We start from the raw sequence: 16,521 nt of genomic DNA on the forward strand, positions 1-16,521 counted from the left end.
GCGGTGAGTCTATCGACGCGTTCGGTGAATCGGCTGGGCGTTACACCGCGCGGGTGGTGCGATCGCGACGCGCGCCGACCAGCCGGCACACGAGGTAGATCACGAACGAGATCGTCGTGATGTAGGGGCTCACCGGGAGGGTTCCGGCCACCGCGAGCAGCACGCCGCCGACGGCCGAGACGAAGCCGAACAGCGCCGCGAGCACCGGTACCGACAGGGGCCCGGATGCCACGCGCATCGCCGCCGCGGCGGGCGTCACGAGCAGTGCCATCACGAGAAGAGCGCCGATGATGTGCACGGCGACGGCCACGATCAGACCGAGCAGCAGCATGAACGCGAGCGACACCGCGGTCGTCGGCACCCCGCGGGCGGCGGCGGACTGCGGATCGAGCGAGTCGAAGCGCAGCGGCCGCCAGATGAGCAGCAGCGCCACCAGCACGGCGACGCCGATGACCACGAGCCAGCCCAGCTGCGCGCTCTGCACCGACACGATTTGGCCGGTCAGCAGGCTGAACCGGGTGGCACTGCGGCCGTTGTAGAGCGACAGGCACAGGATGCCGACACCCAGACCGAAGGGCATGAGCACGCCGATGATGGAGTTGCGGTCGCGCGCGCGGGCACCGAGCACGCCGATAAGCGCCGCGGCGATCAGGGAACCCACGATCGACCCCGACACGACGTCGACGCCGATCAGCAGGGCGACCGCGGCGCCTGCGAACGACAGTTCGCTGATGCCGTGAACCGCGAAGGCCATGTCGCGCTGCATCACGAAGACGCCGATGAGTCCGCCCACGAGCCCCAGCACCGCACCCGCGTACACGGAGTTCTGCACCAGTTCGAGGATCGCGCCGTACTGGCTCACCCCGCCGAACAGGGCGTCTCCGACGTCCGACCAGTTCATACGTCGTCCTCGTCGTGGTGATGGTGATGGGCCTCATCGGCATCCGGGGCTCCGACGACGATGAGCTGACCGCCCGCGCGGACCACGAACACGGGCGCACCGTAGAGCGCCGAGAGGGTCTCGGTGGTCAGCACCTCGTCGGGCGTGCCGAGGGTGAAGCGGCCGTGGGCGATGTAGAGGATGCGGTCGACGCGTGACAACACCGGGTTGATGTCGTGCGTGACGAGGAGCACGGCCGCGTTGCGCTCGCGGCGGTGGCGGTCGATCAGCCGCACGACCGCCTGCTGATTGGCGAGGTCGAGACTCGTCAGCGGCTCGTCGCACAGCAGCAGGAGAGGGTCGTCAGCGAGAGCCTGGCCCACCCGGAGCCGCTGCTGCTCTCCGCCCGACAGCAACCCGACGGGACGGTCGCCGAAAGCGGTCGCGCCCACCGCCTCGAGGAGCTCGTCGATGCGGGCTCGGTCCTTCTTGCGCGACAGGGGAAGACCCAGGCGATGCCCGTCGACGCCGAGGCCGATGATGTCGCGACCGCGCAGCGGCGTCTCGCGCGGGAGGGGCCGCTGCTGCGGGATGTAGCCGATGCGGCGGTTGCCCGCGCGACGGACGGGGGTGCCCAGGGCTTCGACCGTGCCGGCGCTCAGGCGCTCGAGCCCGAGGATCGCGCGCAGCAGCGTCGTCTTGCCCGACCCGCTCGGACCGAGCACCGCAACGAGCTCGCCGGGCTCGACCTCGAGGTCGAGCCCGGCCCACAGCTCCCGGCCGCCGCGTTCGAGGGCGGCGCCGCAGATGCGCAGCGGTGCGGCGTCGCTCACGCCGCCAGCGCGTCGCTCAGCGCGGTGATGTTGCTCTGCATCCACGAGATGTAAGTCTGTCCCTCGGGGAGCGTTTCCGTGAATTCGATCACGGGGATGTTCTTGGCCTTGGCCTCGTCCTGCACCTGCGTGACCTCGGCACCGCCGGTCTGCGGGTTGACGATCATGACCCGGATCTCGCCGGAGTCCAGCAGCTGCAGCGATTCGAGCAGAGTCGCGGGGGGCACGTCCTGGCCCTCCTCCACCGACTCGCTGAACTCGTTCGGGGTGGCGTTGTCGAGCCCGGCCGCGGTCGTCAGGTACACGGGCACCGGCTCGGTCACGAAGATCTTCGCCCCGGCATCCTTCGCCTCGATCTGACCGAGGGAGTCCTCGAGACCGGCGATCTGCTGGGTGAACGCCTCGGCGTTGGCGTTGAAGTCGGCGACGTGGTCGGGCGCGATCTCGCCGAGCTCCGAGGCGATCGCGGCGGCGAGGTCTTCGACCGTGTGCGGGTCGTACCAGACGTGCTCGTTGAAGCCCTCGATGTGGTCGTGCCCCTCGCCCTCGGCGTGGTCGTGGTCGTCGGCGGCCTCCGTCGCCGCGGGGGTCGACTCGTCGGAGTGCGCCTCGTCGTGCGACTCGGCGCCCGGGTAGTCGTGGTTGTAGTCCACCGCGGTGATGACGGGGGCGGACGTGCCGCTCGCCTCGACGAGCGCCTCCATGAAGCTGTCGTAGCCGGCGCCGTTCTCGATCACGAGACCGGCGTTCTTCAGCGTCAGCTGGTCCTGCGCGCTGGCCTCGTACTCGTGCGGGTCCTGCGTCGGCGAGGTGATGATCGAGGTGACGTCGACGTAGTCGCCGCCGACCGCCTCGGCGATCGAGCCGTACACGTCGGTCGATGCCACGACGGTCACCTTGCCCGACGCGTCGGCGCTCGCTCCGCCTGACGGAGACGCACCGGCGCACCCGGCGAGGGCGAGGACGGAGGCGGCACCGAGGACGACGGGGGCGAGGATGCGACGGGTCATACGGACACCGTAACGCTGGTGATAATCGTTCTCAAACTCAGCGCCGAGCCCATATGAGGTTCTCAGGCTCGGCATCCTGCGCTCGAAGGCGCGCGTGACTGCCTTTCCGGGCCGCGAGTGTCCAAAACACCCGGACGGATCCGAAAATCGTCCGGGTGTCTTGGACACTCGACGGGATGCCGCCGCGCGGAGCGCGTCAGCGCCGCAGGATGCGGTGCGCGAGCGCGTTGCCGAGCAGCTGCCCGGCCTGCACGATCACGACGATGATCGCCACGGTCACCCACGTCGCCTGCTGGTTGAACTGCTGGTAGCCGTAGATGATCGCGAAGTTTCCGAGACCGCCGCCGCCGATGTACCCGGCCATCGCCGACATGTCGACGACCGCGATGAACATGAACGTGTAGCCGAGGATCAGCGGGGCCAGAGCCTCGGGGATCACGACGCCGAACAGCACGCCGATGCGCCGTGCACCCACCGCCCGGGCCGCTTCGACGGTGCCGGGGTCGACGGCGACGAGATTCTGCTCGACGACGCGGGCGATCACGACCGTGGCCATGATCGTGATCGGCACGATCGCGGCATCCGTGCCCAGGGTCGTCCCCGTCACCGCGCGCGTGACCGGGGCCACGGCGGTGAGGAAGATGATGAACGGGATCGGACGGATGACGTTGATCACAAGGTTCGCGGCGGCGAACACGACGCGGTTCGCGAAGAGGTTGCCGGGACGCGTGGCGTACAGCAATGCTCCGATGATGAGCCCGGCGACGCCCGAGATGAGCAGCGAGACGCTGACCATGTAGACGGTCTCGCCGATCGACTGCAGCAGCACCGGGGTGAGGGTGTCCCACTTGTTCATGCGCGGGCCTCCGCGGTGGGGACGACGACGTCGGTGTGGGCGCGCAGCTCCGCGACGACGGCATCCAGATCGTCGGTGTGCACGCGGTAGGTGAGCGTGCCGAGCTGCTTGCCGAGCACGTCGGTGACCCCGCCGTAGACCACGGAGTGGCGCACGCCGTGGCGGTGGAAGACGTTCGAGACGTCTTCGCTGGTGAACTCGTTGATCTCGACGCTCACCAGGTCGCCGCCTCCCGCGGCGAGCGCCGACAGCGCCTCGCCCGAGGGCACGCCCTGCGTCACCGCCGCGACGAAGCGCTTGGTGAGCTCGGCGCGCGGATGCGCGAACACGCGGTAGGTGTCGCCGCTGTCGACGACCCGTCCGCCGTCCATGACGATCACCTGATCGCACAGCTCGTGCACGATCGAGATCTGGTGCGTGATGACGACGATCGTGATGCCCAGGCGCCGGTTGATCTCGCGCAGCAGGTCGAGCACCTCGGCCGTGGTCTGCGGGTCGAGGGCGCTCGTCGCCTCGTCGGCGAGCAGGATGCGCGGGTCGGTCGCGATCGCGCGGGCGATGCCGACGCGCTGCTTCTGCCCGCCCGAGAGGCGCCGCGGGTACTGCTTCGCCTTGTCGCCGATGCCGACGAAGTCGAGCAGCTCGGCGACGCGCTTGTCGCGGTCGGCCTTCTTCCACCCCGCCACCTTCAACGGGTAGGCGACGTTCGCCGCGACCGTGCGCGAGGTGAAGAGGTTGAACTGCTGGAAGATCATGCCGACGCGGCGCCGCAGGTCGCGCAGCGTCGCCTCGGTGGCATCCCCGACATTCACGCCCAGCACCTCGACCGTGCCCGAGGTGGGCTGCTCGAGCCCGTTGAGCAGGCGCACGAGGGTGGACTTGCCGGCGCCGGAGTATCCGATGACGCCGACGATCGACCCCTCCTCCACCGTCAGCGACACGTCGTCGACGGCGGTGGTGGAGGAGCGGCGATCGGTGCGGAAGCTCTTCGTGACGCCCCGCAGCTCGATGACCGCGGTCATCCGTTCTGGGCCTTGAGGGCGTCCTCAAGGCTGGTGAGCTCGTCCTGCAGCTGCGCGCCGGTCCACTCGGTCTTGAACTGCAGGTTGCCCTGGTTCAGCTCGGTGACGGCCGCCTCGACCTCGGGCGAGTGGTACGCCGCGACGAGCTTCTCCCAGCGCGGGTCGTCCTTCTTGTCGTCGCGCGTGACGAAGGCATTGATGTAGGGCGCGAGCTGCGGGTTGTCGAGGTCTTCCTTGAAGATGATGAGCTCGTCGCCGAGCCCGCCCTTCTGCGCCTGGGTGTTGTTGACGATCGCGGCCTGGGCGCTGCCGTCCTTGAGCGCGGTGACGGTCTGGTTCGTGTCGACGGGCAGCAGCTCGACCTTGGTGGTCTCGATGTCGGCCGGGGTGGAGAGGGCGTTGCCGCCGTCCTTCAGCGTGAGCAGTCCCGCCGTCTGCAGGTTGAGCAGACCGCGGGCGAGGTTGGTGGGGTTGTTGGGGATCGCGACGGTCGCACCCTCGGGCAGGTCCTTCACGTCCTGGTACTGCTCGGAGTACAGCGCGAGTGGGTAGACCGCGGTCGCGCCGACGGGCACGAGCGAGCCGTTGTTCTCGACGTTGAACTGCGACAGGTAGATGAGGTGCTGGAAGAGGTTCACGTCCAGCTCGCCGTCCTGCACGCCCTGGTTGAGAGCGACGCCGTCGTTGATGGTGCGCACCTCGAGTTCGACGCCCTCGTCGGCGAGCTTCTGCTTCAGCACCGTCCAGTGCGCCTCGTTGCCGTCGTCGGCACCGAGGACGATGCGCGAGGAGTCGTCGGATGCCGCTCCCCCGGCGCATCCGGTCAGGGTGAGGAGGAGGGCTGCGGTGGAGGCGCCGAGGATCGTGGCCAGGCGAGTGGTGCGAGAAGTCATGGGTCTACGGCATCACGTGCCGGCCGGATGCCGAATTCGGCACGTTACGGGTGGTAACGGGCTGTCACACGGGGTAACCGGATTGGACGGCCGCTGGTCAGCGTGCGGCACCGTCCGCCCGGCGTCGCCCGCTGCTGCGAACGGGTCAGCGCGAGGCGTAGAACGCGGCGAAGTCGGCGGTGTCGACGCTGTTGCCGCCGAAGACGTCGGCGTCGACCATCACCACCGGGACGTGCGAGATGCGCGGGATCTGCGTCGTGGTCGACAGCGGTCCCTGGGCGGCGAGTTGCGTGCGCTGGGTGACCCAGCCCGCGTAGGCGTTCGGGTCGAGGTCCTCGGGAGAGGGGATGCCGGCGGCCCGGGCGAGCTCGTCGAGTTGCTCGTCGGAGAGGCCGGGCGTGTTCTCGGCGGGCTGCTGGTCGAAGAGCTGCTGGAAGAAGGCCTGCAGGTGGTCGGGGTGCTCGACGGCGACGGCGGTGAGGTAGGACGCGGCTCGGGTCGAGTAGGCGGTTCCTGCCGAGAGGCGATCGAGGAACGCGAGCGGGTGCAGGCGGAGGGTCGCCTCGCCCTGCTCGACGGCCGAGAAGAGCAGCGGCCCCGACAGCGATTCGAACTTCTTGCAGTAGGGGCAGATCGGGTCGAAGTAGAGGTCGACGGTCTTGGGGCCGTCACCGAGCTGCAGATAGCCCTCGTCGAAGTGCGCGGCGCCCTTCTGACTGGACGGGAGGACGGCAGGAGACGAGGTCGCGGTCGTCGGCGTGACCGCCGGCGCGGGCGCTGCGGGCGCGCAGCTCGTCATCGCGGCGAGGGCGAGAGCACCGACGGCGAGCGCGGTGACGGTGCGGACGGAACGGCGTGCGGAACGGGACATGGAGGGCCTCCTTCAGGGGAACGGGGGACCGGCCGGCACTCTCGGGTCCCCCAATGTCCCCGGGACGACCGACCGGTCCACCTGCAAGATGCGGGGAGGCGCCGATCATGACGCGACGGCGTCTATGCCGTGGGAAGAATGTTGTCGATGCCGACGTGCGTGCCGTCGGTGACCCGCATGCTGCGGGGGCTCGCGCCGTCTCCCGCTCGGATCGAGTAGCGCGCGGAGCGCGACGGCGTCAGGTCTTCGTAGGTGGTCGAGCCGTCGGCGTGGACGATCTCGAGGGTCGTCGTCCCCCCGGCGGTGACGGCGGCATCCCACCCGTCGGTGGTGCGCGTGAGCAGGATCATCAGATCGTCGTCGATCGTGACCGTGCGCGAGAGGGAGTCGCCGGTGTCGGTCGTGGCGCGGAGCGCATACTCGCCCGCCTCGCTGAGGACCGGCCCCGGCAGCGCCCACACCCCCTCGGCGTCCGCGGCCGCGGCCTGGTCCGTCGCCACCCCGCGCTGATCGGTCCAGGTCACCGTCACCGTCGTCCCCGGCGCCGCCGTCCCGTCGAGGTGCGGGATGAGATCGGATGCCGGCTGGTCGAGGTTCATGGCGAAGGGCACGGGTGTGTCGGGTGAGGGCGTCGGGGTGGGGGTGGGCGCGGGCGACGGCGTGGGGCTCGGCGTCGGCTTGGGTTCCGGGGTCGGGGCCCCGGTCGGGGTCGGCGTCGCCTCGGGCGTCGGGGAGGCAGATGCCGTCGGCTCGGCGGAGCGGGGCGCGGTCGGCGTCGTGACCCGAGGCGCGGTGTGCGAGCGTCCCTTCCGTATGCGCTTCTCGGCATCCGGGGTGGGCTCGGTCGTGGGCACCGTCTCGACGACCGGGGGCGGGACGGCGTCGGTACCGGGGGCGGCCGTGTCGTCGTGGTGAGGGGTGGGCACCGTCTGCACCTGCGACACCTCGTCGGTCGCCCCTGACGGCGGCGCGAGGATCGCCGCGATCACCGCTCCCGAGACGATCCCGCCCGCGATGAGGATGCAGGCCAGGGTGACGGCCACCCCCGCGATGGTCCCCGCCGACGACCGCCCGCGGCGCACGCGCGGGCGCAGCGGACCCTCCGCAGCCTGGGCCGCGGGGGCGTCGTGCAGGGACACCAGGGTCGCGTAGCCGGTGGCCGCCGGTCCGAGCACGGTGATGAGCAGCACCGAGGCGATGCGCCGGGTCGCCTGGTCGACCTCGTCGTAGGCTAAGCGGCAGTTGGGGCAGTCCTCGAGGTGGGCGTCGACCGCGGCTCTCTGTTTCTTCGTGAGCGCTCCGCGACGGTAGCGACTGGCCCGTTCGATGACCCACTTGTGGTCGTCGGGCACGTGCTCCGAGCGCAGGTGCGCCTGAATCCACCCCTGCCGTAGCCCTTCTCTCGCGCGCAGGGCGAGAGCCGCGACGGCGTTCGGTTGGATGCCGAGCAGGGGGGCGATCTCGGCGGGCTTCATCCGCTCCACCTCGCTGTACCAGAGCACCTCCTGCCAGCGGTCGGGCAGCGAGTGGAAGGCGCGCACGGCGAGGGAGCGGTCGTCGGCGAGCAGCGAGGCGAAGTCATGGGCGCGGTCGTCGGCGAACTCGGGACCGACGTGCACCGACGCCTCCGTCGGCTGACGCCCCCACTCGGCGGCGACGTTGCGGGCGGTGGCGAGCGCGTAGGCCCGGAACGTGTCGGTGGGACCGTGGCCCCGGTCGATCGTCTTGAGGATGCGCGAGAACGTCTCGGCGGTGATGTCGTCGGCCTCGAACGAGGTGAAGAACGTCGCAGCCCGGTGCACGGCCTCGGCGTGCCGTTCCCACAGCACGCCGTAGGCGGCGCGGTCGCCGGCACGGACGGCGGCGAGCAGGTCGCGGTCCGATGACGCCTCGGTGCGCACTCTCATGCGCTCGTCCAGGTGCTGCGCCGCGCGGCGGTGGAGCGGGCGGCCCGGGCGCTCGCGCGGCTGGCGATCGTGAAGCACAGGCCGCCGATGGCGATGGGGCCACCGCCGAGGAAGAGGATGCCGGGAAGGAAGTGCACGCCCGCGATCCAGAGGACGACGGCGGCGATGATCGCGGCGCTCCCGGCGAACGCTGCGATCGGACCGAGGCCTTCGGGATCGAGTGGGTCATCCTGGGCGGCGGGCTCGGCGGCGGCAACGGGCCGCGAGGTCGAGACGGGCTGGAAGCCGGCATCCGCCCAGAGATCGGGACGGGAGGAGATGTGCACCGATTCGGCGGGCAGGTTCTCGACGGTGCGGTGGAACGGCGGAGGGGAGTCGAGGGCGGCTGCGGACATGGCGGTCGGGTCCTTTCGTGAGCGCTGTCGACTCTTCAGATGAGGCGAGCGGCACTTCATGACGCCGAGGGGCCGACGATTCACCCGTGGATTCGCCCGCGCGACGATCACCACCTCGCACTCACGTGGTCGGCGAGGGGACGAGCGTCGCCTCGATGACGACGTTGTGCGTGGACGGACCGCCCTCGGGGCGCTGCAGGCAGGTGATGACGACGAGACGACCGGGCTTGTCGCTCCACAGGTCGGCGTCGGCGCCTAGGTCGCTCTTGAGCACGTCGCGCGCCCCCGTCACGCGGTACGACGCGCCGGCCGCCTCGATCACGTCGCCGACGGCGAGCGAGGACCTCCCCCGCTCGACGTCGATCAGGTAGTTGCCGGGGCCGATTCCGCCGTTGCGGAGCGAGTGCATCGCGACGTAGACGGTCCCGTCGGCGGCGTTCGCGGGAGAGACGCCCATCGAGCGGATCCAGTACGCGGAGGTGAAGCCCGGCGGGTCGATGGTGCCGCTCACCACGTCCATCACGCCGAGGGGAACGTCCAGGCCGGTGGACGGCACCTGGAACTGCCCGATCCCCGAGGGGGTGGAGGTGTCTCCGGATGCTGGAGTGGGCACCACGTCGGGCACGACGGGGCGCCCGGCCATGTCGACGGGCAGATCGGCCGGCACGGCGGGCGGGGTGAGGAGCGCGAAGGCGGCGACGGCGATGGCGGCCACGGCCGCGATGGCCAGCACCCCCTGGACGACCCGGGAACGCGTCCGCGCGGTCATGCCGCCCACCTCGTGCGCAGCAGGGCGTCGAGAAGGGCCGTGGCGGGGTAGGAGATCCGCCCGGGGAACTCCGCGACGGGGTCGGGGAGGACTCCCGCAGATCGCCAGGCGTCGATCTCGTCGAGGGAGATGGCCGCGAGCCGGGCGAAGGTCTCGGCGGGGATGGCCCCTTCCACCGTGTTGCGGGCGGAGACGGCTGCCGCGCGGACGCCCAGGAGCGCCGCGATGTCGGCGCGGGGCTGCTCGAGAACGCGGCAGGCGGCCAGGAGGTACCGGGAGGTGCGGAACGCCTCGCGGCGCCGGGGCCCGCGGGCGGTGGCGGCTTCGTTCGCGGCGGCGAGGAGGACCGTCCGCACGATGGGGTGGAGGCTCGCCGGGGACGTGTCACCCGCGGGCGTCACCACCGGGTTCGGCTCTGTCGTCACTGTTCTCTCGTTCGGGGAAGGGCCAGGGGAATGAGGGAGCGGGGCCGGTCGGGGGGACCGGCCCCGCGGAGTGCGGCCGGTTTGGGGCCGGCCACACCGTTCCTCTCGTCTGGGGGTCGGGGTTCGACGAGAGGACGTGGAGTGCGGGTGGGAGCAGTTGTCGGGGCTGCTCCCACCCGTGTCGGGATCAGTCCTCGTCGGTCGCGTCCAGGCGGGCGCGGCGGACGCGGGTGATTCCCAACGCGATCAGGACGGCGAACCCGATCGCTCCCAGACCGATCCAGGGCCACGCCGGAGCGGAGTCGAGGATCGTTCCGCCGGTCGCGGCTGCGGGGCCGGCCGGGGGCGGGGTGGTGTTGGTGGTCGTCTCGCAGACGCCGCCGCAACCGCCGCCGGGGCCGGTCGGGGCGACCGCGTTGGTGAGCACCTTGTCACCGCGGTCGGGGGAGTTCACCGTGAAGGAGTAGACGATGGTCTTCGTCTCCCCGACGGCGAGCGCGCCCTTCCACGACAGGGTGTTGCCGTCGACCACGGCGCCGTCGGTGGCGTCGCCGTTGTAGCTGGCGTCGTCGGTGACCTTGGAGAGGTCATCGGTGAACGACGCCGGCTTGTCCGCGGTGTAGTCGACCTGGCCGGTGTTCTTCACGGTGATCGTGTAGGTCACCCGGTCGCCCGGCTTCGCCAGCGTCTTGTCGACGGCCTTCTCCACCGTGTAGGTGCCGACCTTGGTGACGAACGGCGGCGGCGGAGTCACCTGCTTTCCGGGCCCGGTGGGCACGACCGCGTTCTCGAGCACCTTGTCGCCCTGGTCGGGGGTGTTCACCGTGACGGAGTACGAGATCGTCTTCGTCTCCCCCACCGCGAGCGGTCCCGACCACGACAGCGTGTTGCCGTCGACGGTGGCGCCGTTGGTGGCGTCGCCGTTGTAGGTCGCGTCGTCGGTCACCTTGGAGAGGTCGTCAGTGAAGGATGCCGGGGCCTCCTCCGTGTACGCACCCTCGCCGGTGTTCGTGACGGTGACGGTGTACGTCACGACGTCGCCCGGATTGACCTCCGTCTTGTCGCCGGTCTTGTCGACCGTGTACGACAGCACCGGGATGACGACGGGCTTCGGCGGCTTCTCCGGGCCAGGGCCGGTGGGGACGACCGCGTTCTCGAGCACCTTGTCGCCGGTGTCGGGGTTGTTCACCGTGACGGAATAGACGATGGTCTTCGTCTCCCCGACGGCGAGCGTTCCCGACCACGACAGGGTGTTCCCGTCAATCACGGCGCCGTTGGTGGCGTCGTTGTTGTACGTCGCGTCGTCGGTGACCTTCGACAGGTCGTCGGTGAACGACGCCGGCTTGTCGGCGGTGTAGTCCACCTCGCCCGTGTTGGTCACGGTGATCGTGTACGTCACCGTGTCACCGGCGCCCACGGCGGCCTTGTCAGCCGTCTTGTCGACCTTGTACGTCTGCACCTTGCTGGTGAACGTCTTCGGCGTGGGGTCCTCCGGTCCCGGAGCGGTGGGGACGACCGCGTTGGTCAGCACCTTGTCGCCCGTGTCGGGGTTGTTCACCGTGAACGAGTAGACGATGGTCTTCGTCTCCCCGACCGCGAGCTCGCCCGACCACGACAGGGTGTTCCCGTCGACCACGGCGCCGTTGGTGGCGTCGCCGTTGTACGTCGCGTCGTCGGTCACCTTCGACAGGTCGTCGGTGAACGAGGCCGGCTTGTCGGCGGTGTAGGCGGCCTGGCCGGTGTTCTTGACCGTGATCGTGTAGGTCACGACGTCGCCGGGGTTCACCTCCGTCTTGTCGCCGGTCTTCTGAACGTCGTACGACTGGACCGGAACGACGTTCGGCGGGGGCGTGCCCTCGTTGCCGGGGCCGGTGGGCACGACCGCGTTCTCGAGAACCTTGTCGCCCGTGTCGGGGGTGTTGACGGTGAACGAGTAGACGATCGTCTTGGTCGACCCGACGGGAAGCGTTCCCGACCACGACAGGGTGTTGCCGTCGACCACGGCGCCGTTGGTGGCGTCGTTGTTGTAGGTCGCGTCATCGGTCACCTTCGACAGGTCGTCGGTGAAGGATGCCGGGTCCTCCGCGGTGTAGTCGGCCTGGCCCGTGTTGGTGACGGTGATCGTGTACGTGATCTTGTCGCCCGGGTTGACCGGGGACTTGTCGGCCGACTTCTCCACCTTGTACGTCTGCACCTTGGTGGTGAACGTCTTCGGCGTGGGGTCGTCGGGGCCAGGGCCGGTGGGGACCACGGTGTTCGCGAGCACCTTGTCGCCGGTGTCGGGGTTGTTGACCGTGACGGAGTAGACGATGGTCTTCGTCTCCCCGACGGCGAGCGTTCCCGACCACGACAGGGTGTTCCCGTCAATCACGGCGCCGTTGGTGGCGTCGTTGTTGTAGGTCGCGTCGTCGGTGACCTTCGACAGGTCGTCGGTGAAGGATGCCGGCTTGTCGGCGGTGTAGGCCGCCTGGTCCGTGTTCTTTACTGTGATCGTGTACGTCACGACCTCGCCGGGGTTGGCGACCGTCTTGTCACCGGTCTTCTGGACGTCGTAGGTCTGCACCTTCGTCTCGGTGGGCGGCGGCGTGCCGTCGTTACCGGGGCCGGTGGGCACGACCGCGTTCGCCAGGACCTTGTCGCCCGTGTCGGGGGTGTTCACCGTGAAGGAGTAGACGATGGTCTTCGTCTCGCCCTTCGCGAGTGCGCCCGACCACGACAGCGTGTTCCCGTCGACCACGGCGCCGTTGGTGGCGTCGTTGTTGTAGGTCGCGTCGTCGGTCACCTTCGACAGGTCGTCGGTGAGCGTGGCCGGCTTGTCGGCGGTGTACGCCTCTTCACCGGTGTTGGTCACGGTGATCGTGTACGTCACCGTGTCGCCCGGGTTCACCGTGGCCTTGTCGACGGTCTTCGCGACCGAGTACGACTGCACGGGGATGACCGTGGGAGGCGGCGTGCCCTCGTTGCCGGGGCCGTCGGGGACGACCGCATTCTCGAGCACCTTGTCACCCGTGTCCGGGCTGTTGACCGTGACCGAGTAAACGATGGTCTTCGACTCGCCCTTGGCCAGGGCGCCCGACCACGACAGCGTGTCGCCGTTCACGACGGCGCCGTTGGTGGCGTCGTTGTTGTAGGTCGCGTCGTCGGTGACCTTGGACAGGTCATCGGTGAAGGATGCCGGCTTGTCGGCGGTGTAGTCCGCCTCTCCGGTGTTGGTGACGGTGATCGTGTACGTGACCGTGTCGCCCGGCGTCACCGACGACTTGTCGGCGGTCTTCTCGGCCTTGTACGTCTGCACCGGGACCACGGTCGGCGGCGGCGTGCCCTCGTTGCCGGGGCCGTCGGGGACGACCGCGTTCTCGAGCACCTTGTCGCCCGTGTCGGGCTTGTTGACCGTGACCGAGTAGGTGATGGTCTTCGACTCGCCCTTGGCCAGGGCGCCCGACCACGACAGCGTGTCGCCGTTCACCACGGCGCCGTTGGTGGCGTCGTTGTTGTAGGTCGCGTCATCGGTCACCTTCGACAGGTCGTCGGTGAAGGATGCCGGCTTCTCGGCGGTGTAGTCCGCCTCACCGGTATTGGTCACGGTGATCGTGTACGTGACCGTGTCGCCGGGGTTGGCGGTCGCCTTGTCGGCCGTCTTCTCAGTCTTGTACGTCTGCACCGGGACCACGGTCGGCGGCGGCGTGCCCTCGTTGCCGGGGCCGTCGGGGACGACCGCGTTCTCGAGCACCTTGTCACCCGTGTCGGGGGTGTTGACGGTGAACGAGTACACGATGGTCTTCGACTCGCCCTTCGCCAGGGCGCCCGACCACGACAGGGTGTTCCCGTCGACCACGGCGCCGTTGGTGGCGTCGTTGTTGTAGGTCGCGTCGTCGGTCACCTTGGACAGGTCATCGGTGAAGGATGCCGGCTTGTCGGCGGTGTAGTCCGCCTCTCCCGTGTTGGTGACGGTGATCGTGTACGTGACCGTGTCGCCCGGGTTGACCGGAGACTTGTCGGCCGCCTTCTCGACCTTGTAGGTCTGCACGTCCGTGGTGAAGGTCTTCGGTGTGGGGTCGTCGGGTCCGGGGCCGGTGGGGACCACGGAGTTGGTCAGCACCTTGTCGCCGGTGTCGGGGGTGTTCACCGTGACGGAGTAGACGATGGTCTTCGTCTCCCCGATGGCGAGCGTTCCCGCCCACGACAGCGTGTTGCCCGAGACGGTCGCGCCGTTGGTTGCGTCGTTGTTGTACGTCGCGTCGTCGGTGACCTTCGACAGGTCGTCGGTGAACGACGCCGGCTCCTGGTCGGTGTACGCGACGTTGCCCGTGTTTTTCACGGTGACCGTGTAGGTGACGACGTCGCCGGGGTTGGCCACGGTCTTGTCACCGGTCTTCTCGACGTCGTACGTCTGCACCGGAGTCGACGTGGTGCACGACCCCACGCAGTCGCCCGCGGGGTTGGTCGGGGTCACGGCGTTGTCGAGCTTCTTGTCGCCCGTGTCGGGCGTGTTCACGGTGAACGAGTAGACGATCGTCTTGGTCTCACCGATGGCGAGCGCTCCCGACCACGACAACGTGTTGCCCGAGACGGTCGCACCGTTGGTGGCGTCGTTGTTGTACGTCGCGTCGTCGGTAACCTTCGACAGATCGTCGGTGAACGACGCCGGGTTCTGCGCCGTGAAGGCGACCTTGCCGGTGTTGCGCACCGTGACCGTGTAGGTCACTTTGTCGCCCGGACGCGCGGAGGTCTTGTCGACGCTCTTGGCGACCGTGTAGCCCTCGTTCGGAACCGTCGTCGTGCACTTGCCCTGACACGCGGACGGGTCGTTCGGCGTGACCGCGTTGGTCAGCTGCTGATCTCCCGTGTCGGGGTCGTTGACGGTGAACGAGTACGTGATGGTCTGCGTCGCACCCTGCGCCAGCGCGCCCGACCACGACAGGGTGTTGCCGTTCACAACGGCGCCGTTGGTGGCGTCGTTGTTGTAGGTCGCGTCGTCGGTCACGGCCGAGAGGTCATCGGTGAACGCGGCCGGATTCTGCGCCGTGTAGTCGACCTTGCCTGTGTTGGTCAGCTTCACCGTGTAGGTGACCTTCTGCCCGGGGATGACCTTGGTGCGGTCCACGCTCTTCTCGATCGTGTAGGACTGCACGGGGGTCGAGGTGGCGCAGGTGCCGTTGGGGTCGCAGGACCCGTTCTGTCCGGTGGGTGTGACCTTGTTGGTGAGAACCTTGTCGCCGTTGTCGGGGTTGTTCACCTTCACCGAATATGTGATTGTCTGCGTCTGCCCGGCCGCAAGCGGACCGGACCACGACAGAGTGTTCCCGGAAACCGTCGCGCCATTCGATGCGTCGTTGTTATACGTCGCGTCATCGAGCACCGCGGAGAGGTCGTCGGTGAACGACGCCGGGTTCGCCGAGGTGTAATCAAGACCGCCGGTGTTCTTCACGGTGACGGTGTAGGTCACGTTGTCGCCCTGCTTCGCCGTCGCCTTGTCCGACGTCTTGGAAACCGTGTAGGAGCGAGGAGCGACCTTCAACGACGTGTTGGCGTTAGGGATGAGGTTCGCGACGGAGGTGGACAGGTTCGAGTTGTCGTTGACGTAGGTGCCGGGAGTGGTCGCGGTCACGTTGACCGTGATCTGACACGTCGCCCCGGCGGCGACCGTGATGTTCCCCGCCTGGATCGTCGATCCCCCGGCGGCGAGACCCGAATAGGTCGGCGATCCGCACTGACCGTTGTTCGTCGTCGCGGTGTCCTTGAGCGTGACGCCGCTGGGCAGGTTGTCGGTGAAGTCGAGCGGCGTGAGTGTCGGCTGCGCTTCGTTCGCGGGGTTCGCGATCGTGAAGGTCAGCGTGCTCGTCTGGCCGGGCTCGATCTGGTTCGGGGAGAACTGCTTCGTCAGCGGGGCAGTCGGGTAGGACATCGTCCACGCCCACCCGTCGCCGTTGAAGGCGCCTTCGTTGTACATCTCGAACGTCTTGATGACGCCGGACCCGAGGGAGACGGATCCGCAGGCGCCCGACGGGTTGGATCCGTCGTTGTTCTGGCAGCCGTTGTTCGCGGCCACGCGGCGATCGGCATTGATGACGCCGTTTCCGTTGATGGTGAAGATGTTGTTGCCGGAGACACGCGTGACCGAGATCGGGGCGCCCGCGGTGTTGTTGCCGTAGATGCGTATGGCGCTGGCGTCGACATTCACCATGTGAACCTTCGGCGCGATGACCGGTTTCGCGAAGGTCACCTGCGATGTCCAGGTTTGGCCACTGCCCACCTGCTGGGTGAACCCGGGTGTTCCCTGCGGCGCATCGGGCGACCAGAACGCGTTGGCGCCTGTAGCGGTAAGGTCCCCGGCGAAAACCTGAGGAGCCGAGCCGCCGTTCCCCGACGCTCTGACATTGACCGAGTTCACGTTGCCGAAGCTCGCCTGCGCCGTCCCGCCATTCGCGGCGGATCCTCGAGAGCCGGTGACCCACACCTCCGATGGCGACTGCGCTGCGCTCGCCGCCGGCGGGCTGACCAGGCTCGCCGACAGGGATGCTGCGACGAGCCCGAAGGCGAGCAGGGTCGAGAGCACGACCCTTTTCTTGGGGGGCGCGCCGTCTGGGCGGCGCGGAGTAAATGGGCGCACGGGGGCTCCTTTTGCTGTCAGGACAAGCAGTGATGACCGAGGGCCGGGTA

General features: G+C 68.9%; 12 protein-coding genes. All 12 read right to left on the bottom strand.

All coding sequences use genetic code 11. The features are described 5' to 3' along the window. Positions 1 to 40: 40 nt before the first annotated feature. Positions 41 to 901 carry a metal ABC transporter permease gene (locus tag Q9R20_RS05390; RefSeq protein ID WP_311248332.1) on the bottom strand — a complete coding sequence of 287 codons (861 nt, stop codon included), beginning with the start codon at positions 899 to 901 and terminating at the stop codon, positions 41 to 43. Beyond that, the gene (locus Q9R20_RS05395; protein WP_311248333.1) at positions 898 to 1,713 is read right to left on the bottom strand and encodes a metal ABC transporter ATP-binding protein; all 816 of its coding nucleotides are present in this window, start codon (positions 1,711 to 1,713) and stop codon (positions 898 to 900) included. Before Q9R20_RS05395 ends, Q9R20_RS05390 begins: the two co-directional genes overlap by 4 nt. Further along, the gene (locus Q9R20_RS05400; protein ID WP_311248334.1) at positions 1,710 to 2,723 is read right to left on the bottom strand and encodes a metal ABC transporter solute-binding protein, Zn/Mn family; all 1,014 of its coding nucleotides are present in this window, start codon (positions 2,721 to 2,723) and stop codon (positions 1,710 to 1,712) included. The genes Q9R20_RS05395 and Q9R20_RS05400 overlap by 4 nt, the downstream gene beginning before the upstream one ends. A gap of 196 nt (positions 2,724 to 2,919) precedes the next feature. Continuing rightward, positions 2,920 to 3,579 carry a methionine ABC transporter permease gene (locus tag Q9R20_RS05405; RefSeq protein WP_311248335.1) on the bottom strand — a complete coding sequence of 220 codons (660 nt, stop codon included), beginning with the start codon at positions 3,577 to 3,579 and terminating at the stop codon, positions 2,920 to 2,922. Next, positions 3,576 to 4,601, bottom strand: coding sequence for a methionine ABC transporter ATP-binding protein (locus Q9R20_RS05410; RefSeq protein ID WP_311248336.1), 1,026 nt, complete (start codon positions 4,599 to 4,601; stop codon positions 3,576 to 3,578). Before Q9R20_RS05410 ends, Q9R20_RS05405 begins: the two co-directional genes overlap by 4 nt. Further along, on the bottom strand, positions 4,598 to 5,494 hold the full coding sequence (locus Q9R20_RS05415) for a MetQ/NlpA family ABC transporter substrate-binding protein (RefSeq protein ID WP_311248337.1): 897 nt from the start codon (positions 5,492 to 5,494) through the stop codon (positions 4,598 to 4,600). Before Q9R20_RS05415 ends, Q9R20_RS05410 begins: the two co-directional genes overlap by 4 nt. Before the next feature lie 145 nt (positions 5,495 to 5,639). Continuing rightward, positions 5,640 to 6,365 (bottom strand): thioredoxin domain-containing protein, encoded by a 726-nt coding sequence (locus Q9R20_RS05420; RefSeq protein ID WP_311248338.1) that lies wholly within the window; start codon positions 6,363 to 6,365, stop codon positions 5,640 to 5,642. A gap of 122 nt (positions 6,366 to 6,487) precedes the next feature. Continuing rightward, complete coding sequence (locus Q9R20_RS05425) at positions 6,488 to 8,272, bottom strand: sigma-70 family RNA polymerase sigma factor (protein WP_311248339.1); 1,785 nt, start codon at positions 8,270 to 8,272, stop codon at positions 6,488 to 6,490. Next, on the bottom strand, positions 8,269 to 8,667 hold the full coding sequence (locus Q9R20_RS05430) for a hypothetical protein (RefSeq protein WP_311248340.1): 399 nt from the start codon (positions 8,665 to 8,667) through the stop codon (positions 8,269 to 8,271). Before Q9R20_RS05430 ends, Q9R20_RS05425 begins: the two co-directional genes overlap by 4 nt. Before the next feature lie 121 nt (positions 8,668 to 8,788). Next, positions 8,789 to 9,436: a class F sortase gene (locus Q9R20_RS05435; RefSeq protein WP_311248341.1), complete on the bottom strand. Its 648-nt coding sequence runs from the start codon at positions 9,434 to 9,436 to the stop codon at positions 8,789 to 8,791. Then, positions 9,433 to 9,861, bottom strand: coding sequence for a hypothetical protein (locus Q9R20_RS05440; RefSeq protein ID WP_311248342.1), 429 nt, complete (start codon positions 9,859 to 9,861; stop codon positions 9,433 to 9,435). The genes Q9R20_RS05435 and Q9R20_RS05440 overlap by 4 nt, the downstream gene beginning before the upstream one ends. 187 nt (positions 9,862 to 10,048) lie before the next feature. Then, entirely contained in the window at positions 10,049 to 16,417 is a 6,369-nt protein-coding gene (locus Q9R20_RS05445) for a hypothetical protein (RefSeq protein ID WP_311248343.1), read from the bottom strand. Between the last annotated feature and the right edge of the window lie 104 nt (positions 16,418 to 16,521).

This window comes from Microbacterium sp. PRF11 (assembly GCF_031844085.1).
Classification (GTDB): domain Bacteria; phylum Actinomycetota; class Actinomycetes; order Actinomycetales; family Microbacteriaceae; genus Microbacterium.